This is a genomic window from Bacillus cereus group sp. BcHK124, from assembly GCF_027712065.1.
Classification (GTDB): Bacteria; Bacillota; Bacilli; order Bacillales; family Bacillaceae_G; genus Bacillus_A; species Bacillus_A pacificus.
In genome coordinates this window covers 180,020-200,202 of the sequence record NZ_JAQFPJ010000005.1, presented here as the reverse complement: position 1 = coordinate 200,202, position 20,183 = coordinate 180,020, and the positions used below count along the sequence as shown (strand labels likewise).

The window sequence follows — 20,183 nt, the reverse complement described above, 5'->3', positions numbered from 1 at the left end:
AGAGGATTAAATGAAAAATATAATTGAAGTAAATGAAATGACGAAATATTATGGGGGATTTAAAGCCTTATCTAATATTTCATTCTCCGTTAAGGAGGGAGAGGTCTTATGTATTCTCGGTCCAAATGGTGCAGGGAAAAGTACGTTGATTCATATATTATCAACAATATTGAAACCGGATAATGGAGATTTTTTATTTGAAGGAAAGAGTAGTAAGAAATATGGTCGTTATGTAAAAAGTAATATTGGGATTGTTCCACAAGATATAGCTATATATGAAGATATATCTGCTGAAAAAAACGTAACATTTTTTGCATCTTTATATGGATTAAAAGGGCCGGAGCTTCAACAGGCTGTAACAGATGCTTTACAATTTGTTGCTTTACTAGATAAAAAACACGAGAAACCGAAAACTTTCTCTGGAGGTATGAAACGAAGATTAAATATAGCGTGTGCAATTGCTCATAAACCGAAAATAATTATTATGGATGAACCAACTGTTGGGATTGATCCGCAATCGCGTAATCACATTTTACAATCAATTAAGCAATTAAGTGAGCGAGGAAATACGGTTTTGTATACGACTCATTACATGGAAGAAGTAGAGGAAATTGCTACAGAAATTATCATTATTGATCATGGTGTAATTATCGCGAAAGGATCGAAAGAAGAAATAAAACGGAGTATTGAAAATGATATGCGTTATACCATTATATGTGATGGAATGATACAAGGAATTGAAGAACGGTTATTTGTTATAGAAGGAGTAACAAGTGTAGAGGTAAAAGAGAATGTTTTGCAAATCAAGGTAATAAAAGGGATAGAAAATTTAGATAAATTGATAAGTTTTTTAATGAATAACGGAATTAAAATCAAAAATATAACAAGTGAGGTAGCCAGCTTAGAAACGGTATTTTTACAATTAACAGGAAGAAACTTAAGAGATTGAAGGTGATATGTATGAGTTTTTTTACACTATATAAACGAGATGTAGTTAACGTTATAAAAAATCCAACGCTTTTAATAATAAATTCCATATTTCCATTATTATTTATTATGATTTTTGGTTATTTAAGTTCAGACTACTATGGTGATAAAGAAATTACATCTTACAATTATTATGGAATTACTATACTAGTTTATTGTGTATTAAACGTGTCAATGACGGCATCTAATAGTTTCATGGAAACGAGTTTGAAAAGTAGTAATTTACGAGTAATGTATAGTCCGATTCGTATTGGATATGTTTATGTTGCAAAAGTAATGGCGACTTTTACTGTAACATCTATTTGTTTACTATTAGTTATGTTAATTGTACATGGTTGTTTAAATGTAAGTTATGGAGGTAGTAATACTATTTATGTCATTATAATTTTATTTTTGTTTAACTTTTTTTCCTCAATAGTTGGCGTACTGTTTTGCTGTATTTTTAAAAGTGAAGAAATAACGAATATGATATTAAGTATTGTAAATAATGTTTTAGCAATTCTAGGAGGGCTATTCTTTTCTCTTGACGGATATGGGGAGCTAACACGCGCTCTATCTTATATTTCACCTGTAAAGTGGATTGTAGAATGTGTAATGAAAATTATATATGACCAGGATTTAAGTCTAGTTATTACCACAAGCACTATACTTATCGTTATGTCTAGCTTCTGTTTGTTACTTTGCAAGTTATTTTTTAAAGTGGAGGATTATGTATGAATGAAATAAGAAGTATTTTTGAAAATAATATGAATCGTGTTTTAAGTAAGAAAGGCTATATTTTTTTAACGATTACTTTTTTAAGTATCTCTATAGCACTGGCTATTTTTTTTACAGTGAAGTTTGAAATGCAAGCAAATGTAGCTTATGTAGGGAAAATGGATTCCTATGTTTCGATACAGGGAATCAATCTCGTGCAAGTAAATAAAATGCCAGCTATGTCGGAATTTGTGACGAAAAAGTATGATGCGGTAATTACCCCAGTAGGAAATGGGGAGCTAGAAGTGAAAACAATAAGAGGAAGTGAGTTTAAAAAAGAACTAGAAAAGACAATTCAAAAAAATAATAATATACCATTTCAATCAAAGAGAAAAATAGGGACAGCCATATTAGGATACACTTGTATGTTTATTTTAATAAGTACTGTAATGTTTATGAGTTTTTATGCGGAAGAACGTGAAAAGGGGATGTTTACACGTATTGTTTCATCCAAAATATATATTGCGAATTACTTATTAGGGCATATTATATTTACCTTTTTTATGTTATATATACCAACTATACTCGTTTTAATTATCGAAAAGAATATGTTTAAAGTGGATATAGGTTTTAGTTATTTACAATATAGCTTTTTAATAGGATTACTTATACTATTTGGAATTTCGTTTTCTTTATTTATGAGCACAGTAGTGAATAAAATAGATAACGCAGTATCGATTTCGTCTTCAATTATTGTTTTAACATCTATTTTGTCAGGGGTGTTTTTTACTGTGAAGGAAAAGGGGACAATATTTGATTGGATTGTTAGTTTGTTCCCGCAGAAACAATATCTTTTATTTGCTGAATCGATAGAAAATGGAAATCGATTTGTAAATAGTGTAGGTCATCTATTATATATACTTGTTATAATTGCGGTATTTTTTGCGCTGAGTATATGGTTAAATAGAAAGAAGGTAATATTAGGTAAAATATAAAAATGAATTTTTATAATGGGAATAGTAAGGTGATTTAATGAATAAAGATTTTCAAATCATTTCGACAAAATTAATAGCGCCAGTTCCACGTAAAAATTATGTGGAACGAGAGCATATTATTCGGAAATTGCAGCGTATATATGATTATAAAGTGATAGTTATTAAGGGTGAAGCGGGTAGTGGAAAGACAACAGTTTTAGCATCGTTTTTATTAGAAAATCCTCATTTATCAGCAACTTGGATTTCATTAGATAGAGAGAATAATACGCTGTTTTCTTTTTGGTATTACATGTTGGCAAGTTTGCGTCATTTTATAAAAGGTGGAGATGATCTATTCTCTCTATTTCAAACAATTATGCATAAAGCGGAATTAGAAAATATAATTGTATCTTTAATTAATCTCTTGAATGTAGAAGAAAATATTACGATTGTATTAGATGATTTCCATTGCATAGATGATCAAGATGTATGTGAATCTATCATGTATTTTATAAAATATTCTTCGTCTAATGTTCGAGTTATTTTTTTGATGAGAAATGAACTAAGTATATATATTGGAGATCTATTAGTAGAAGGAAAAGTGTTAGAAATAGATAATATGGATTTGCGTTTTTCATCTCTAGAGGGAGAACATTTTATCCAAAGAACACTTGGGCTAAATATGAAACGAGAACTTCTTCAAAAGATGAATAGTTTGGCAGAAGGTTGGATTGGTGGTTTACAATTACTTGCACTTGCACGAATAGATCGCAAGGATGAATTGAAGAATATAAAGGGATTGAATAAGCATGTAATCGCATATTTGTCCAATGAAATTTTAAAATCTTTAGAAGAAGAGGAAAAAGATTTTCTTATAAAGACTTCTATTTTAAATTATTTTAATGAGAATATTTGTAATGAATTACTAGGAATAGAGAATGCTAAAGAAATATTAAATCGTTTGCTTCAAAAACATTTATTTATAATAGTGGTTGATGAAAATGCCGGAATATATCGTTATCATGCAATTTTTCAAAAGTTTTTACAGCATTATTGTAATGAATTAAGTGAACGAGAAAATTTATATATACATGCATCAACTATATACGAACATTTAAGTGATTTTGATGAATGTATAAAACTACTATTAGAAGTGAAAAGTTATGAATTGGCTTTAACTAAAATAGAACAATATGCGCAAAACCGAAAAGGATGGGGATATTTGAGACTTATTCCTTTATCCTTTGTTGTAAAGCGTAGAGAGATGGCTTTACAGCTTATTTTTTATTATTATTGCAATTTAGAATTAGAACGTTGTAAAGAGTTGTTAAAAGCAATTTACGAACAAAGTGAGGGGGGGCAACCTTGGAGGTTATTTGATTTTTGTAAAGCTTTAGTGACAGAAGAAAATTTATATGTGGATATACAACTCACTCATGAAATTGATGAAATGAATGTAAGTGATGTTACTAAAGCGATTATGTATGTAGAATTTTCGTTTTTTTTACGATATCAAGATCGTGTTCAAGATGCTCTTTATATGCTGGAAAAAGCTCAAAGGATTGAGGAAGATCTTGAAAATCCATATGTAAAAATGGTTATTTTTAGTTCGTTGAGTCAAATAAAAGAAGATTTAGGAGATTTGAATGAATGTGAATCATTATACACTGCTATGTATGATTTAATGAAACAATATCCATCGTTATCGTCACTGGAAGGTAGTTGTGATATTGGTATTACAGGTGTGTATACGAAAAGGATGCAATTACATTTAGCAGAACAATCACTGCAAAGGATTTCAAGAAAGGAGTTAGCGTTAGAAAAAGCGTATTTATACAATGTGATGGAAGTGCAAGTGTTAAAAGGTGAGAAACAGTGTGCGAAGGAAACGATAAAAAAACTGCAAACATTTTCGATATATAAAAATGAACAATATTTAGCATCAGTCTTAAAATATGCCATAGAACTTAGTGAAGAATATACAGGACAAATCGAAAACTTTGTTTCAATGTATCATGAAAAAATAAAGCGAAAAAAGCTGCGTATCGAAGATAAATTGTTGTATGCAAAAATTATATTTCGAAAAGGGAACGTGCAAGAAGCTTTGCAATTGGTTGATGAAGTCGCAGAGTTTACAAGAAAGAATAAAATGAAGCTTATGCTTATTGAAGCAATATTATTAAAAATTTATATACTAAAAAAAGAAGAAAGTGATATGCGTGAGCTTTTAAATTTAACGAGAGAAGCGATTTATTATAGTTATGAAAATCATATTATCTCTCCATATATATTAATGATGGAACAAATAAAATCATTACTTATACAATTAAAAAAAGAGAGAATCGAAAACTTTAATGAGGAAGAAAAGAAGTTTTTATATACCTTATTAGGAGAAAGCGAGCAAAGAGGTATTGTATTGAGCCAAAGAGAATTAGAAGTTTTAAAGGTTTTATCGACTGGTGCTAAGAATAAAGAAATTGCTGAAAGACTCTGTATTTCAATTTCAACGGTGAAGACACATATAATTAATATATACGCTAAGCTGGAGGTCTCTAATCGAGTGGAAGCAATTAATAAAGCGACAGAAAAGGGATTAATATTATGATAAATAAAAAAACAGCCGGAAATCGGCTGTTTTTTTATTTAGTGCTGATTCTGTTTTCGAGCTTGCTCAGGTGTATCAAGTCCAGTTGCACCCGGATATTGTAGTGATTGGTCGCGGTCAGATTCAACGCGGCGAGATTCTCTTAGTTTTCGTTCTTGACGATCTTTACCCATAATGAATAGCACCTCCTTATTAAAAGTGTTGCTGTTATATGAAAAAACTATGCGCGAAGAAAGTGGATTAACTTTCATAAAAAGTTCCCATAATGGAAAACATAGGAGGTGAAATGATGGAAGGGAGTACTTTTTATTTTGTAGCTTGGATAGGGTGGATTGTCGTAACATTTTTTATGAAAAAGGACTCTATTCGGTGGAAGATAAGCGCCTGTATATTGATTTTTATTATTTGTTCTCCGTTACATGTAACGATTGCTTCATTTACGGTATCAGTAAATGCACTTTTACTTTCTGGTATAGCTTTTATAGGACTCACGCTCTATTCTATTTGGAAAAAATTATATAGCTTACTTTCGGCACTTATTATTGCAATGTTATATACAAGTTTTCATTTGTTAGAAGTATATGATCCAATTTGGATTGTGGTGGACAGGTTATTTTTGTTAAGTAGTGCTCTTGTATATGCATCCGTTTTATTACATGAGGATCGCATATTACGACTATGTTCTCTTTATATAGGAATGTTACAGGGAGAATTGTTTGTGACAATTATTTTTCGGAAACTGCATTTTCCTTACGATTACGGTAGTTTAGCGTTTTTTGATATCGTTGCTGTTTCTACATTATTCATGGCAATTTTATTTTGGATTGCGAAAGTCTCCGTACACATGGAACAGTTTAAGAGGAAAACACGTAAAAGAAAGGCGAGGGTAATACATGATTGAATATACACCGGCCATTTTATGCGGCGTAATAGCAGGGACAGTAACGAGAGTGCTCATGCTTCGGACAGATACCCGGCAATATCCGACGAGGCTCCACGGGAAAATTATTCATATTGCGATGGGGTTAATTGCGGCGGCTTTAGGAGCGATTGCAATTCCGTCTATATTGAAAAAAGATTTTTCTGCCATTACGTTTCTTACGTTAGCAGCAACACAGTTTCGTGATGTGCGTAATATGGAAAGAAATACATTGCAACAATTAGATGGTTATGAGCTTGTACCACGTGGGAATACATATATTGAAGGAATTGCATTAGTTTTTGAAAGTCGCAACTATTTGGCGATGTTAACGTCGTTTGTAACGACGTTTGCTTATATAGGGTTCCGTTCATGGATTGCTGGAGTAGTTATGGCTATCATCGCATTTTTTATCGCGAAAAAATTAATGTCTGGTAAGAGGTTGCATGATCTTGTTGATATCGAGCATGTTCCACTTCGTTTTGAAGGAGCGGGGCTGTATATTGATAATATTTACATTATGAATATTGGATTGCCAGCAAGACAAGAGGAAATTATGAAGTATGGAATGGGTTTTATTTTAAGACCGAAATCAATTGATGCGATGGTGACAATCTCTAACTTAGGACAACGACAAGCTATTTTACATGATGTTTCTGTTGCTTTAGGGATTTATAGAGATTCTGGTACGCCGGCACTTGTACCGTTAGCAAAGCGTGATTTAGAGGATGGCAGGGTTGGAATCTTTGTCTTGCCACAAGATCAAGATGCGGAGAAAGCGATAGGTGTCATAGGGAACGTGCCGACGTTAGAAAGTGCTGTTCATATGTCATCGGAAGCCCCGAAAGGAAGGGGAGATAAGAGATGATGTTAGAAAGTGTAATTCTTGCAGTTATTACAACGACCCCGGAGAAATTTGCTGGTGGTGCTCCTCTGTTTACTTGTGAATCTAAAGAGGAATTAGAATTTGTTGCAAATAATTTAGAGGCAATTCTAGATGGCATTGCGCATCGCTTACAAGAGAATGTATATATTATTGTGAAACATTAGCAACGTGTGTTATAATGTGAGGTGTTTTGATACGTTGAGAAATATTCTGGAATGCAAATCCCTTCTTGCACAAAGAAGGGTTTTTTACATAATAAACAGAAGCAAGTTGAAAGGATGAAAGTATATGCCGAAACCAGTAATAGCAATAGTAGGCCGCCCGAACGTAGGGAAATCTACTATTTTCAATAGAATTGTTGGAGAGAGAGTTTCAATCGTAGAAGATATTCCAGGTGTAACGCGCGATCGTATTTATAGCGCTGGAGAATGGTTAAATCATGAATTTAACATTATTGATACAGGTGGAATTGATATTGGAGACGAGCCATTTTTGACACAAATTCGTCAACAAGCTGAAGTAGCAATTGATGAAGCGGATGTTATCATTTTTATGACAAATGGTCGTGACGGTGTAACAGCAGCTGATGAAGAAGTTGCGAAAATATTATATCGTTCAAATAAACCGGTTGTACTTGCAGTAAATAAAGTGGACAATCCGGAAATGCGCAGTGATATTTATGATTTCTATGCATTAGGATTTGGTGAACCATTCCCAATTTCAGGTACACATGGATTAGGATTAGGTGACTTATTAGACGAAGCTGCACAGCATTTTCCAAAGATTGAAGAAGACGGATATGATGAAGATACAATTCGTTTCTCTTTAATTGGCCGTCCAAACGTAGGGAAATCATCACTTGTAAATGCTCTTCTTGGTCAAGAGCGTGTAATTGTTAGTAATGTAGCAGGAACAACTCGTGATGCGGTCGATACACCATATAGTAAAGATGGGAAAGATTATGTAATTATCGATACAGCTGGTATGCGTAAAAAAGGGAAAGTGTATGAAAGTACAGAAAAGTATAGTGTACTTCGTGCACTAAGAGCGATTGAACGTTCTGACGTTGTTTTAGTCGTTTTAGACGGTGAAGAAGGAATTATTGAACAAGATAAAAAAATCGCTGGATACGCTCATGATTCAGGGCGAGCTGTCGTTATCGTTGTAAACAAATGGGACGCAGTGAAAAAAGACGAGAAAACAATGAAAGCATTTGAAGAAAACATCCGTGCTCATTTCCAATTTTTAGATTACGCACCGATTGTGTTCTTATCTGCGAAAACGAGAAAACGTACACAAACGCTAATACCGGTTATCGATGAGGTAAATGAAAGTCATAGTATCCGTATTCAAACGAATGTATTAAATGATGTAATTATGGATGCGGTAGCGATGAATCCAACGCCAACGCATAACGGTAGTCGTCTGAAGATTTTCTATGCAACACAAGTTGCGGTAAAACCACCAACATTTGTTGTGTTTGTAAACGATCCAGAACTATTGCATTTCTCATATGAGCGTTTCTTAAAGAATCGTTTACGTGAATCATTTGGCTTTGTGGGAACGCCGATTCACATTATCGCTAGAGCAAGAGACTAATGGAGAGGATGTGATTTTATGACAAAAATCACAGTAGTTGGAGCAGGTAGCTGGGGAACAGCGTTAGCGATGGTATTAGCTGACAATGGGCATGATGTACGTATTTGGGGAAATCGTTCTGAACTTATGGATGAGATTAATACAAAACATGAGAATAGTCGATATCTTCCGGGAATTACATTGCCAAGCACAATCGTAGCCTACTCTTCTTTAGAAGAAGCATTAGTAGATGTAAATGTAGTACTGCTTGTAGTACCAACGAAAGCGTATAGAGAAGTACTACAAGATATGAAGAAATATGTAGCGGGTCCGACTACTTGGATTCATGCAAGTAAAGGAATTGAACCTGGTACATCAAAACGTATTTCGGAAGTGATTGAGGAAGAAATTCCAGAGGATTTAATTAAAGATGTTGTTGTACTGTCTGGACCGAGTCATGCTGAAGAAGTTGGGTTACGTCAGGCGACAACTGTTACGTCTGCAGCAAAGCGTATGGAAGCGGCTGAGGAAGTACAAGATTTGTTTATGAATAGTTATTTCCGTGTATACACAAATCCAGATATCGTTGGAGTTGAACTTGGTGGTGCGTTAAAAAATATTATCGCATTAGCTGCTGGGATAACTGATGGTCTTGGATTAGGTGATAATGCGAAAGCGGCATTAATGACGCGTGGTTTAACGGAGATTGCTCGTTTAGGAAGAAAAATGGGTGGAAATCCGTTAACGTTTGCTGGTCTAACTGGTATGGGGGACTTAATTGTAACTTGTACAAGTGTCCATAGCCGAAATTGGCGTGCTGGGAATTTGCTTGGAAAAGGACACTCTTTAGAAGAAGTGTTAGAAAGCATGGGTATGGTTGTGGAAGGTGTAAGAACAACGAAAGCTGCGCATGAATTGGCAGAGAAAATGGAAGTGGAAATGCCGATTACAGCTGCTTTATATGACGTCTTATTCAATGGGAATAATGTAAAAGATGCAGTAGGCTCATTAATGGGGCGTGTTCGAAAACATGAAGTGGAAGCTATACCTGACTTACTTTAAAGAAAAGCGACAGAAGTACAATTGTACTTCTGTCGCTTTTTATTTTTTTGGGTCTTTTCACCATTTTTTTATTTTTGCATAGGATGAAGAGTAACTTGAGGAGAGGGTGAAAAGAATGGATAACAACATTTTTAATAATATTGAAAAAGAAGCGAAAGTGAATAAAGAAGATATTTTTAAATTAGCATCATCTGTACAAAATGCGAATTTACGTGATGAGACTGTACTTCGTCAATTGATTCATCAAGTGGCTCTTATGGCAGGACGTGAAGTGCCGAAAGAACAAGAGGATCAAATTGTAAAAGCGATTATTAACAATAATATGCCGACAGATTTTGGCTCGTTAAGCAAAATGTTTAAAAAATAAAATATGAGAAACAAAGAGTTTGTAGATTGCATATGATAGCCATGAAAGTATGGGAATAGAGCTGTTTTGGGCATATTTGGTCAACCGAAGCCAGTGATACACTCGCTTCGGTTTTATTTTTATCTAGACTGGTGGAAAATGCTGAAAAACCTATTGATTAAAACTACATATTCTCGATTTGTAGTAAAATGTTCTTTTTTGTATTTGTTTAAAGATTTTAATTTGTTAAAATAGTATAAAAATAGATTGATAAAAAGGGGTGTGTATATGTCGGAAGGGCTAATAAAAATGTGGTTTGCTTTAGGGGCAATTGGATTTATGTTTTTTGCAGTAAGTTTTATTTTGCTAAGCAGATATAAAATAAAGAATAAATTTTTGAAAGGGATTACAGCGTTGGTAGCGTACACCCTTATGATTGTATCAGGAATTGTTATTTTTCTTGTTGTATTTAGTGGACCTGTACAGCAGTAAAGGGAATGATACGGAGCGAGTTAAATTAGTATGAAAAGGTGATTGCTAGTGAAAAAAGTCCATATTATTTTAATATTTTGTTGTATGAGCATTTTAACAGGATGTCTGTATCCAAAAGAAAATATGAAACAAAATGCTGTGCCTTATGAAGATCAGCTGCAGGTCGTTCAAAAAGCTGTTGCGACATTTAAGGAGCAAAATGACGGGATATTGCCAATTAAGACGCGGGATATGAATACGCCTATTTATCAAAAATATCCAATCGATTTTCAAAAGATTTCTCCGCGTTACATACAAGAAGCGCCAGGGAATGCCTATGAAAGCGGGGGAGTATATCAATACGTATTAATAGACGTTGAAACAAACCCGACAGTAAAGTTAATTGATGTGAGGATGGCTGAACAAATTCAGCAATTATCATTAAAGCTTAGGATGTATCGAGATGAACATCAATATCCACCTTTTAAAAAGGTAATTTCAGATGGTGTGTATGAATTAGATTTCAAAAAACTTGGATATAAAGATGTACCGCAAGTGACAAGTCCGTATTCTGGTAAAGGACTTCCGTTTGTAATTAACGAAAAGGGAGAAATTTATGTTGATTATAGAATCGACTTATATGAAGCGCTGAAAAAAAACGAAGGACAATTTAAGGAGGGGGAAGATATTCGGAATATACTTTCGAAAGATTCTCCGTTTGTACCTGCGTATTCTTTACCGTATACGGTAAAGAATGGAGAACCAATTTTTTTAAAATCATAAGTCATGAACCTTTCTTTTAGTGAATAAGTTCTAGAAGAAAGGTTTTTTATGTTACACAACTTGCGATGCAAACAAAAGGTATTTTTTTAATAGTCATATGAAATTGGACAAAATTATATGATATATTGTCCGAACTTCTAGAATACCATTATATTATATCAGATATTATAGGCAACGTTAGAGAAGGTATTAGTTGACTATAAACGTGGAATTATTCCCAAAAATATTGAGGGAGGGAATCACTTGGAAAAGGTAGATATTTTTAAAGATATTGCGGAACGCACAGGCGGTGATATTTATTTTGGAGTTGTAGGAGCTGTTCGAACAGGAAAATCAACATTCATCAAAAAATTTATGGAACTTGTAGTTATTCCTAATATTGAAAATGAGTCTGACCGTCAAAGAGCGCAGGATGAACTACCTCAAAGTGCTGCTGGCCGTACAATCATGACGACGGAACCGAAGTTTGTTCCAAACCAAGCGGTTTCTATCGAAGTAGATGAAGGTCTTGAAGTGAATATTCGATTAGTAGATTGCGTCGGATATACAGTTCCAGGAGCAAAAGGCTATGAAGATGAGAATGGCCCGCGCATGATTAATACTCCTTGGTATGAAGAACCTATTCCATTCCATGAAGCTGCAGAAATCGGAACACGGAAAGTAATTCAAGAACATTCAACAATTGGTGTTGTAATTACAACAGATGGAACGATTGGTGAAATTCCAAGAAGAGATTATATAGAGGCAGAAGAACGCGTCGTAAATGAGCTAAAAGAAGTCGGAAAACCTTTCATTATGATCATTAACACTGTACAGCCGTATCATCCAGATACAGAGCAATTGCGCCAAAGCTTATCTGAAGAATATGATATCCCAGTCATTGCGATGAGTGTTGAAAGTTTAAGAGAAACAGATGTATACAATGTACTTCGAGAGGCGTTATTTGAGTTCCCTGTTTTAGAAGTGAATGTGAACCTTCCGAGCTGGGTAATGGTGCTAAATGAAGGGCATTGGTTACGCCAAAGTTATCAAGAAGCCGTTCAAGAGACTGTGAAGGATATAAAACGTCTTCGTGATGTAGACCGTGTCGTATGGCAGTTTAGTCAGTATGAATTTATTGATCGAGCGAGCCTAGCTGGCATTGATATGGGGCAAGGCGTAGCAGAGATTGATCTATATGCACCAGATGAATTATATGATCAAATTTTAAAAGAAGTAGTAGGGGTAGAAATTCGAGGGAAAGATCATTTATTGAAGCTTATGCTCGATTTATCTCATGCGAAAATAGAATATGATCAAGTGGCGGATGCCCTGCGTATGGTAAAACAAACAGGATATGGTGTAGCGGCGCCTGCGTTAGCTGATATGAGCTTAGATGAGCCAGAAATTATTCGTCACGGTTCAAGGTTTGGTGTGAAATTAAAAGCGGTAGCACCATCTATTCACATGATTAAAGTTGATGTGGAGTCCACGTTTGAGCCAATTATTGGTACTGAAAAACAAAGTGAAGAACTAGTTCGTTACTTAATGCAAGATTTTGAAGATGATCCATTATCAATTTGGAATTCTGATATATTTGGACGTTCGCTGAGCTCGATTGTTCGGGAAGGTATTCAAGCGAAACTATCTTTAATGCCAGAAAATGCGAGATATAAATTAAAAGAAACGCTAGAAAGAATTATTAATGAAGGATCTGGCGGATTAATCGCGATTATATTATAAGAAAAAATCCCTCTCATCGTAGAGGGATTTTTTAAATTTTCGCATATAAAATAGGAAAATAAACAGCCATTATCTAATATATTGTTGTAAATTGTCAAGTTTCATCAGATTTTCACATTTTAAGAGTAACAATTTCCTTAAAAATATTGAATTATAAAGGAGAATCGTATAATATAGGCGTTGATAATGATTTATCTACATCTTTGTAGTATAGAATTTGTAAAAATTGCCTACAAATGAAAGTAAGACTCATTTTATGATCATTATACAGTCTTATCTTTGGGAGGAGGTGAATGGCATGAACAAGACAGATTTAATCAATGCTGTTGCAGAAGCAAGTTCCCTTTCTAAAAAGGACGCAACAAAAGCAGTAGACGCTGTTTTTGATTCTATCTTAGAAGCTTTAAAACAAGGTGATAAAGTACAACTGATCGGATTCGGTAACTTCGAAGTTCGTGAGCGTGCGGCTCGTAAAGGTCGTAACCCACAAACAGGTGAGGAGATTGAAATCGCTGCAAGTAAAGTACCTGCATTCAAACCTGGTAAAGCGTTAAAAGATGCGGTTAAATAATCCTTACATATTAACAGGGAAGAAGAGTTTCCTTTTAGGAAACTCTTCTTTTTGCTTTTAAAAACATAAATATGCTAGAATGTGTTCGTATCACTTTTAGGTTTTCGGGAGGGCTAGCGGATGGCAAAAGTTAATTTAGAACAAATTGAACATGCAGTACGCCTTATTTTAGAGGCAATCGGAGATGACCCAAATCGTGAGGGAGTACTTGATACACCAAAGCGTGTTGCAAAAATGTACGCAGAAGTGTTCTCAGGTATGCATGAAGATCCGAAAGAACATTTGCACAAAGTGTTCGGAGAAGATCACGAGGAGCTTGTACTAGTAAAAGATATACCGTTTTATTCGATGTGTGAGCATCATTTAGTTCCATTCTATGGAGTTGCTCACGTTGCATATATTCCGCAAGGCGGAAAAGTGACAGGGTTAAGTAAATTAGCTCGTACTGTAGATACAATTGCACGTCGTCCACAGCTGCAAGAACGTATTACATCAACAGTAGCGAACTCTATTATGGAAGTACTAGAGCCGCATGGTGTAATGGTAGTAGTAGAAGCAGAACATATGTGTATGACGATGCGCGGTGTGAAAAAGCCAGGTGCAAAAACAGTAACAACAGCGGTACGTGGTGTACTAGAAAATGATGCTGCAGCACGTAGTGAAATTTTATCTTTTATTAAAACGAAGTAAAGAAAAGTGGGAAACTGCTTTTCTTTTTTTTTTTTTTGTAAATAAATGATATAGTTTTAGCAAGGCAGAGTGAGAATAGAAAGGCTACTTAAAAGAATAGAAGATGTTATGTAGTTCGATAGAAGTTTGGAAAGAGTAGCCAAGTTTTGGTTATAGAAAATAGAGTGTATGTGTTATAATAAGTTTTATGAATTAGAAAACAAGGGTGATTTTTGTGTGTGACATCTACGGAGGGTATGCGGGTATAAGAGAGAAATTGATGGTGAAATTACGCCATCCTTATTTTATAAACTATATTGAAGAACCATTTATTGATGAAGAGAAAATAGCATTGTTATATGGTACTTTAAAAGGTGCAAATTTACATATAGAACAAATTGAGCATTATGTAGTAACGATTATGCTTGTGCAAATTGCGCTTGATACACATGAAAGAGTATCGAATAAAGTAGGGGAAGAAGCGAATGAATCGCATAAGCGTCGCCAGTTAACAGTGCTTGCTGGTGATTATTATAGCGGGTTATATTATTACTTATTATCTATGAATCGTGATATTGTTTTAATTCGTGCGCTTGCTGAAGGAATTAAAGAAATTAATGAACACAAAATAATGTTATATCAAAAAGCGCATAAAACGATGGATGACATACTGGAAAGTGTAGTAACGATTGAGTCTGCACTTTTGCAAAAAACATGTGATCATTTTCATTTATCGCATTGGAAATCGTTTATAACATATGTATTAGGGAAAAATCGTCTCCAAAAAGAATGTGAATTACATGTTGAAAAACAGCATTCACCTGTTTTTCAAGCGGTTCAAGAGATTTTGAACGATAAAGCGGATGCAGAAACAGTTATGAATGGATGGATGATGGAACTCGGAAAGAAAGAAAATCAATTTTTAGAAAATCACACAGATATAAGCGAAATAAACTCTGTGTTAAGAGATAAATCGAAGACATAAGCAATTTTACATTGGAAGAAGGTACGAGCATGCAACAATCAAAAGAAGAAAGAGTACATGATGTATTTGAGAAAATCTCTGATAAATACGATGTAATGAATTCTGTAATTAGTTTTCAAAGGCATAAAGCGTGGCGTAAAGAGACGATGCGCATTATGGATGTAAAACCAGGTAGTAAAGCGCTTGATGTTTGCTGCGGGACAGCGGACTGGACAATTGCGCTAGCTGAAGCAGTGGGTGAACAGGGCAAGGTTGTTGGTTTAGACTTCAGTGAAAATATGTTATCTGTTGGTAAGCAAAAGGTAGAGGCTTTACAATTAAAACAAGTAGAACTTCTACACGGAAATGCAATGGAACTTCCATTTGAAGATAACACATTTGATTATGTAACGATTGGATTTGGTTTACGTAACGTACCGGATTATATGCACGTATTAAAAGAAATGACGCGTGTAGTAAAACCGGGTGGAAAAGTAATTTGTTTAGAAACATCTCAACCAACAATGATTGGTTTTCGACAAGGTTATATTTTATACTTTAAATATATCATGCCGTTATTTGGAAAGTTATTTGCGAAAAGTTATAAAGAATATTCATGGCTGCAAGAATCTGCTAGTACATTCCCAGGTATGAAAGAATTGGCTAATATGTTCGAAAAAGCTGGACTTGAACGTGTGCAAGTGAAGCCATTTACTTTTGGGGTAGCAGCGATGCATTTAGGTATGAAACCAGAATCAAAATAGAAAAAAGAAGTTTTAGGTTAAGGTGAACAATATGAAGTTACAACTTATGTACTCTTTTTTACGATCGGATATTAATGTGATAGAAAAAGAATTAAAAAAGACAGTTGCTTCTGAACAGCCATTAGTAGAAGAGGCGGCATTACAACTTATTGAAGCTGGTGGGAAGCGAATTCGTCCTGTATTTGTGTTGCTTGCAGGGAAATTTGGAGATTATAAGTTAGACGCAATTAAGCATGTAGCTGTTGCGTTAGAACTTATTCATATGGCTTCTCTTGTTCACGATGATGTTATTGATGCCGCGTTTTTACGACGTGGTAGTGCAACTGTGAATGCGAAATGGGGAGATCGTATTGCCATGTATACAGGGGACTATTTATTCGCTAAGTCTCTTGAATGTATAACGAATATTGAAATTCCAGAGGCACATCAGGCTCTATCGCATACCATTTTAGAAGTTTGTAAAGGTGAAATCGAACAAATTAAAGATAAGTATGACTATGACCAAAATTTAAGAACATATTTAAGAAGAATAAAGCGAAAAACCGCATTATTAATTGCTGCAAGTTGCCAATTAGGAGCAATTGCTGCTGGCGCTAATCGTGATACAGTAAGTCGTCTGTTTTGGTATGGCTATTTCGTAGGGATGTCGTATCAAATTATTGATGATATTTTAGACTTCGTTTCCACAGAAGAGAAACTTGGAAAACCTGCTGGTGGTGATTTATTGCAAGGAAACATTACGCTTCCTGCTCTATATGCTATGGAAGATCCGGTTCTTTGTAAGAAAATCAAATCTGTACATGAAAATACAACAGCGGACGAAATGAAAGAAATTATTGAGGCTGTAAAAAATAGTGATGCTATTGATAAAGCATTTGCGTTTAGTGAACGTTATTTACATAAAGCATTAGAAATTATAAAACCACTCCCACGTGGACAAGCAAAGTATGCATTACAAAATGTAGCAAAGTATATTGGGAAACGAAAATTTTAGTGTTTTTTCTAAAAAATAAAATAATCTCTCTATTTCAAAACTATTGCACAATTGTGATAAGGGTGTTAATATGTGTGTGGGGATATACAATTACATACATAATTCAGAAGTGGAGAGATTTTTTATGGAAAAAACATTTCTAATGGTTAAACCAGACGGTGTACAACGTGCCTTCATTGGGGAAATTGTAGCTCGTTTTGAGAAGAAGGGCTTTCAATTAGTTGGTGCAAAATTAATGCAAGTCACTCCGGAAATTGCTGGACAACATTATGCTGAGCACACAGAGAAACCTTTCTTTGGTGAATTAGTAGACTTTATTACATCTGGCCCTGTATTTGCAATGGTATGGCAAGGTGAAGGTGTAGTAGATACAGCTCGTAACATGATGGGTAAAACAAGACCACATGAAGCAGCTCCTGGAACAATTCGTGGAGATTTCGGTGTAACTGTTGCGAAAAATATTATCCATGGTTCTGATTCGTTAGAAAGTGCAGAGCGCGAGATTGCTATTTTCTTTAAAGAAGAAGAATTAGTTGACTACTCAAAATTAATGAATGAATGGATTTACTAATTATTTTGAAATAATTTGTAAACGCTTTAATCACTGTGATAATAGTAGAAAGTGCAAGGAGAATAGGGGTATTCTTCTTGCACTTTTTTTATTTCTATTAGTTACGAAGTTAGAGCTGTTATGATATATTGATATGTAAAGTAACGGCCTATCGGAGAATAAGCGAATGGCTGATGTATTCATAACTCTTTCATATTTTTAGAGTAATGAAAGATAATATTATTGCTTAATATAGCGAGATAAATACATATACGAAAAGAGGAATAACGTATGCGATATATTACAGCTGGTGAATCTCATGGTCCACAACTTACAACGATTATAGAAGGTGTTCCGGCCGGACTACCATTAGTAGCGGATGATATAAATGAAGAGTTAGCTAGAAGGCAAAAGGGATATGGGCGCGGTAGACGCATGCAAATTGAAACAGATCAAGTGCAAATTGTAAGTGGTGTTAGACATGGAGAGACATTAGGTTCTCCAATTGCGCTTGTTGTCGAAAACCGTGATTTTGCACATTGGACAAAAATTATGGGTGCAGAGCCGTTAACGGAACAAGAAGAAAAAGAAATGAAAAGGAAAGTAACAAAACCAAGACCTGGACATGCTGATTTAAATGGTGCGATTAAATATGGTCATAGAGATATGAGAAATGTACTGGAACGTTCTTCGGCTCGCGAAACGACAGTACGTGTTGCTGCTGGTGCGGTTGCTAAAAAAGTGTTGGCGGAACTTGGTATTGCAGTAGCAGGCCATGTAATTGAAATTGGTGGTGTACAGGCTAAGGAGACTACGTATCGTTCAATTGAAGAATTAAAAAGTATTACAGAAGCATCACCTGTACGTTGTTTAGATGAAGAAGCTGGTAATCAAATGATAAAAGCAATTGATGATGCGAAATCAAATGGTGATTCAATTGGTGGCATCGTTGAAGTAATTGTGGAAGGAATGCCGATTGGAGTAGGAAGCTATGTGCATTATGATCGAAAACTAGATGCAAAATTAGCAGCCGCAATGATGAGCATTAATGCTTTTAAAGGTGTTGAGATTGGAATTGGTTTTGAAGCAGCGCATAGACCGGGCAGCGAAGTTCATGATGAAATTGTGTGGAATGAAGAGCATGGATATACAAGAAGAACAAATAACGCGGGTGGCTTAGAAGGCGGTATGACGACTGGAATGCCAATTGTTGTACGCGGTGTGATGAAACCGATACCTACACTATATAAACCGTTGCAAAGTGTCGATATTGATACGAAAGAGCCTTTTACAGCAAGTATTGAACGTTCAGATAGTTGTGCTGTTCCAGCAGCTAGTGTCGTTGCAGAAGCGGTTGTAGCTTGGGAATTAGCTACAGCTCTAATAGAACAATTCGGATTAGATCGTATGGACCTTATTCGTGAAAATATTGAGAGACATAATGAATATGCGAGGGGATTTTAATGGGAAACATACATATTCAAACGAAATCAAAAGAATATGATGTATATGTAGGGAAAGAATCGTTGTCACATTTGACAACGATTGTTCAAAATATGAAGCCATCTGTATCAAACATCATGATTATTTCAGATGAAGCTGTTGCATCTTTACATTTACAGACGGTTGTAGATGCGTTGCAAATAGAGCAAAAAGTATTTTCATTCGTTGTACCGAGTGGTGAAAAAGAGAAGTCCTTTGAAAATTTCTATGCGGCTCATACGTCAGCTCTTGAAAATAAATTAGATAGAAATTCTTTAATTATCGCACTTGGAGGCGGGATGATTGGAGACTTAGCTGGTTTTGTTGCTGCGTCATTTATGCGTGGAATTCGCTTTGTTCAAGTTCCGACGACTTTATTAGCTCACGATAGCGCAGTAGGTGGGAAAGTAGCAATCAATCATCCGTTAGGTAAAAATATGATAGGTGCATTCCATCAACCAGAAGCAGTCGTATATCATACACCGTTTTTACAGTCTCTTCCTGAAAAAGAGTGGCGCTCAGGTTATGCAGAAGTGATAAAACATGCTCTAATTGGTGATGTGAAACTATATCATTGGCTAAAAGAAGAAGTGCAAACATTAGCAGATCTTCGTGATGAGAAATTAATCCACATATTAACGAAGGCGATTCCTGTAAAGGCAAACATTGTAGCACAAGATGAAACAGAAAAAGGTGTACGTGCTCATTTGAACTTTGGACATACGTTAGGTCATGCTCTTGAAAAAGAACTAGGATACGGAAATATTACTCACGGTGACGGAGTAGCGGTTGGAATGTTATTTGCTATATTCTTAAGTGAGCAAGTGTATAAGGTTAATCTTGCTTATGAAGAGATGAAGCAGTGGTTTTTAAAGTACGGTTATCCAAAAATGCCAAGTGATTTGAATGTAGAACGCCTCGTCGGGTTGATGAAACAAGATAAGAAAGCGAATGCTGGAGCAATTCATATGGTACTTATGCAGGAATATGGGGTAGTAAATGTCGTATCTATTCCAGATGAGACTGTTCATATTGCGTTAGAGGCATTTCAAAAGGATATGGTATAAAGATAGGTAACAACTGTGAAGAGCCTATTTAGAAGTGCTTTCGTAATAGTGACGGTTATGATAAACGATTATAGTAAGGGAGTATAACCGTAT

At 35.0% G+C, this 20,183-nt stretch carries 22 protein-coding genes; 21 read left to right on the top strand and 1 reads right to left on the bottom strand.

Annotated elements, in window-relative coordinates; translation table 11 throughout:
* The first annotated feature begins 10 nt into the window (after positions 1–10).
* Genes PDK19_RS10895 through PDK19_RS10880 form a run of 4 tightly spaced genes read left to right on the top strand, consistent with a single transcriptional unit; the run spans position 11 to position 5,262 of the window.
* The gene (locus PDK19_RS10895; RefSeq protein WP_074615704.1) at positions 11–949 is read left to right on the top strand and encodes an ABC transporter ATP-binding protein; all 939 of its coding nucleotides are present in this window, start codon (positions 11–13) and stop codon (positions 947–949) included.
* Positions 950–960: 11 nt separating this feature from the next.
* On the top strand, positions 961–1,704 hold the full coding sequence (locus PDK19_RS10890; RefSeq protein WP_074615705.1) for an ABC transporter permease: 744 nt from the start codon (positions 961–963) through the stop codon (positions 1,702–1,704).
* Complete coding sequence (locus PDK19_RS10885) at positions 1,701–2,678, top strand: ABC transporter permease (RefSeq protein ID WP_074615706.1); 978 nt, start codon at positions 1,701–1,703, stop codon at positions 2,676–2,678. The genes PDK19_RS10890 and PDK19_RS10885 overlap by 4 nt, the downstream gene beginning before the upstream one ends.
* Positions 2,679–2,715: 37 nt before the next feature.
* Positions 2,716–5,262 carry a LuxR C-terminal-related transcriptional regulator gene (locus PDK19_RS10880; protein WP_270707084.1) on the top strand — a complete coding sequence of 849 codons (2,547 nt, stop codon included), beginning with the start codon at positions 2,716–2,718 and terminating at the stop codon, positions 5,260–5,262.
* A gap of 38 nt (positions 5,263–5,300) precedes the next feature.
* Here the strand turns inward: PDK19_RS10880 and PDK19_RS10875 are convergent, their stop codons facing one another.
* The gene (locus PDK19_RS10875; protein ID WP_000513900.1) at positions 5,301–5,435 is read right to left on the bottom strand and encodes a YpzI family protein; all 135 of its coding nucleotides are present in this window, start codon (positions 5,433–5,435) and stop codon (positions 5,301–5,303) included.
* A gap of 116 nt (positions 5,436–5,551) precedes the next feature.
* Here PDK19_RS10875 and PDK19_RS10870 point away from each other — a divergent pair, with 116 nt between their 5' ends.
* The 17 genes from PDK19_RS10870 to aroB all read left to right on the top strand — a co-directional run bounded on the left by PDK19_RS10870 (position 5,552) and on the right by aroB (position 20,090).
* Positions 5,552–6,163 carry a YphA family membrane protein gene (locus PDK19_RS10870; RefSeq protein ID WP_000399224.1) on the top strand — a complete coding sequence of 204 codons (612 nt, stop codon included), beginning with the start codon at positions 5,552–5,554 and terminating at the stop codon, positions 6,161–6,163.
* Positions 6,156–7,049, top strand: coding sequence for a YIEGIA family protein (locus PDK19_RS10865; protein ID WP_000575281.1), 894 nt, complete (start codon positions 6,156–6,158; stop codon positions 7,047–7,049). Before PDK19_RS10870 ends, PDK19_RS10865 begins: the two co-directional genes overlap by 8 nt.
* Entirely contained in the window at positions 7,046–7,231 is a 186-nt protein-coding gene (locus PDK19_RS10860; protein ID WP_000979051.1) for a capping complex subunit for YIEGIA, read from the top strand. The genes PDK19_RS10865 and PDK19_RS10860 overlap by 4 nt, the downstream gene beginning before the upstream one ends.
* Before the next feature lie 124 nt (positions 7,232–7,355).
* Complete coding sequence (gene der / locus PDK19_RS10855; RefSeq protein WP_001125892.1) at positions 7,356–8,666, top strand: ribosome biogenesis GTPase Der; 1,311 nt, start codon at positions 7,356–7,358, stop codon at positions 8,664–8,666.
* A gap of 18 nt (positions 8,667–8,684) precedes the next feature.
* Positions 8,685–9,707, top strand: coding sequence for an NAD(P)H-dependent glycerol-3-phosphate dehydrogenase (locus tag PDK19_RS10850; RefSeq protein WP_000161775.1), 1,023 nt, complete (start codon positions 8,685–8,687; stop codon positions 9,705–9,707).
* Positions 9,708–9,822: 115 nt separating this feature from the next.
* A complete protein-coding gene (locus PDK19_RS10845; protein WP_000369754.1) occupies positions 9,823–10,074 on the top strand; it encodes a stage VI sporulation protein F in 252 nt (83 codons plus the stop codon).
* 267 nt (positions 10,075–10,341) lie between these two features.
* Positions 10,342–10,545, top strand: coding sequence for a DUF2768 domain-containing protein (locus PDK19_RS10840; protein ID WP_001288995.1), 204 nt, complete (start codon positions 10,342–10,344; stop codon positions 10,543–10,545).
* A gap of 48 nt (positions 10,546–10,593) precedes the next feature.
* Positions 10,594–11,307, top strand: coding sequence for a hypothetical protein (locus PDK19_RS10835; RefSeq protein WP_049113550.1), 714 nt, complete (start codon positions 10,594–10,596; stop codon positions 11,305–11,307).
* 243 nt (positions 11,308–11,550) lie between these two features.
* Positions 11,551–13,029 (top strand): stage IV sporulation protein A, encoded by a 1,479-nt coding sequence (gene spoIVA, locus PDK19_RS10830; protein ID WP_000416519.1) that lies wholly within the window; start codon positions 11,551–11,553, stop codon positions 13,027–13,029.
* Between the two features lie 298 nt (positions 13,030–13,327).
* Positions 13,328–13,600 carry an HU family DNA-binding protein gene (locus tag PDK19_RS10825; RefSeq protein WP_001043860.1) on the top strand — a complete coding sequence of 91 codons (273 nt, stop codon included), beginning with the start codon at positions 13,328–13,330 and terminating at the stop codon, positions 13,598–13,600.
* A 120-nt stretch (positions 13,601–13,720) separates the two neighbouring features.
* Positions 13,721–14,290: a GTP cyclohydrolase I FolE gene (folE, locus tag PDK19_RS10820; protein WP_001151482.1), complete on the top strand. Its 570-nt coding sequence runs from the start codon at positions 13,721–13,723 to the stop codon at positions 14,288–14,290.
* A gap of 214 nt (positions 14,291–14,504) precedes the next feature.
* On the top strand, positions 14,505–15,254 hold the full coding sequence (locus PDK19_RS10815; protein ID WP_270707082.1) for a heptaprenyl diphosphate synthase component 1: 750 nt from the start codon (positions 14,505–14,507) through the stop codon (positions 15,252–15,254).
* A gap of 29 nt (positions 15,255–15,283) precedes the next feature.
* On the top strand, positions 15,284–15,997 hold the full coding sequence (menG, locus tag PDK19_RS10810; protein ID WP_001187662.1) for a 2-heptaprenyl-1,4-naphthoquinone methyltransferase: 714 nt from the start codon (positions 15,284–15,286) through the stop codon (positions 15,995–15,997).
* Positions 15,998–16,028: 31 nt separating this feature from the next.
* Positions 16,029–16,991, top strand: coding sequence for a heptaprenyl diphosphate synthase component II (gene hepT, locus PDK19_RS10805; protein WP_000776070.1), 963 nt, complete (start codon positions 16,029–16,031; stop codon positions 16,989–16,991).
* 124 nt (positions 16,992–17,115) lie between these two features.
* Entirely contained in the window at positions 17,116–17,562 is a 447-nt protein-coding gene (ndk, locus tag PDK19_RS10800; RefSeq protein ID WP_000415885.1) for a nucleoside-diphosphate kinase, read from the top strand.
* Between the two features lie 270 nt (positions 17,563–17,832).
* Entirely contained in the window at positions 17,833–19,005 is a 1,173-nt protein-coding gene (gene aroC / locus PDK19_RS10795; protein WP_016717015.1) for a chorismate synthase, read from the top strand.
* On the top strand, positions 19,005–20,090 hold the full coding sequence (gene aroB / locus PDK19_RS10790) for a 3-dehydroquinate synthase (RefSeq protein ID WP_016717016.1): 1,086 nt from the start codon (positions 19,005–19,007) through the stop codon (positions 20,088–20,090). The genes aroC and aroB overlap by 1 nt, the downstream gene beginning before the upstream one ends.
* The last annotated feature ends 93 nt before the right edge of the window (positions 20,091–20,183 follow it).

Coding starts and splice junctions, on each gene's coding strand:
- PDK19_RS10850 (WP_000161775.1), top strand. CDS start 8,685: ATGACAAAAATCACAGTAGTTGGAGCAGGTAGCTGGGGAACAGCGTTA.
- PDK19_RS10885 (WP_074615706.1), top strand. CDS start 1,701: ATGAATGAAATAAGAAGTATTTTTGAAAATAATATGAATCGTGTTTTA.
- PDK19_RS10880 (WP_270707084.1), top strand. CDS start 2,716: ATGAATAAAGATTTTCAAATCATTTCGACAAAATTAATAGCGCCAGTT.
- folE (WP_001151482.1), top strand. CDS start 13,721: ATGGCAAAAGTTAATTTAGAACAAATTGAACATGCAGTACGCCTTATT.
- PDK19_RS10870 (WP_000399224.1), top strand. CDS start 5,552: ATGGAAGGGAGTACTTTTTATTTTGTAGCTTGGATAGGGTGGATTGTC.
- aroC (WP_016717015.1), top strand. CDS start 17,833: ATGCGATATATTACAGCTGGTGAATCTCATGGTCCACAACTTACAACG.
- menG (WP_001187662.1), top strand. CDS start 15,284: ATGCAACAATCAAAAGAAGAAAGAGTACATGATGTATTTGAGAAAATC.
- PDK19_RS10825 (WP_001043860.1), top strand. CDS start 13,328: ATGAACAAGACAGATTTAATCAATGCTGTTGCAGAAGCAAGTTCCCTT.
- PDK19_RS10875 (WP_000513900.1), bottom strand. CDS start 5,435: ATGGGTAAAGATCGTCAAGAACGAAAACTAAGAGAATCTCGCCGCGTT.
- PDK19_RS10865 (WP_000575281.1), top strand. CDS start 6,156: ATGATTGAATATACACCGGCCATTTTATGCGGCGTAATAGCAGGGACA.
- ndk (WP_000415885.1), top strand. CDS start 17,116: ATGGAAAAAACATTTCTAATGGTTAAACCAGACGGTGTACAACGTGCC.
- PDK19_RS10860 (WP_000979051.1), top strand. CDS start 7,046: ATGATGTTAGAAAGTGTAATTCTTGCAGTTATTACAACGACCCCGGAG.
- PDK19_RS10895 (WP_074615704.1), top strand. CDS start 11: ATGAAAAATATAATTGAAGTAAATGAAATGACGAAATATTATGGGGGA.
- hepT (WP_000776070.1), top strand. CDS start 16,029: ATGAAGTTACAACTTATGTACTCTTTTTTACGATCGGATATTAATGTG.
- PDK19_RS10840 (WP_001288995.1), top strand. CDS start 10,342: ATGTCGGAAGGGCTAATAAAAATGTGGTTTGCTTTAGGGGCAATTGGA.
- aroB (WP_016717016.1), top strand. CDS start 19,005: ATGGGAAACATACATATTCAAACGAAATCAAAAGAATATGATGTATAT.
- PDK19_RS10890 (WP_074615705.1), top strand. CDS start 961: ATGAGTTTTTTTACACTATATAAACGAGATGTAGTTAACGTTATAAAA.
- PDK19_RS10845 (WP_000369754.1), top strand. CDS start 9,823: ATGGATAACAACATTTTTAATAATATTGAAAAAGAAGCGAAAGTGAAT.
- der (WP_001125892.1), top strand. CDS start 7,356: ATGCCGAAACCAGTAATAGCAATAGTAGGCCGCCCGAACGTAGGGAAA.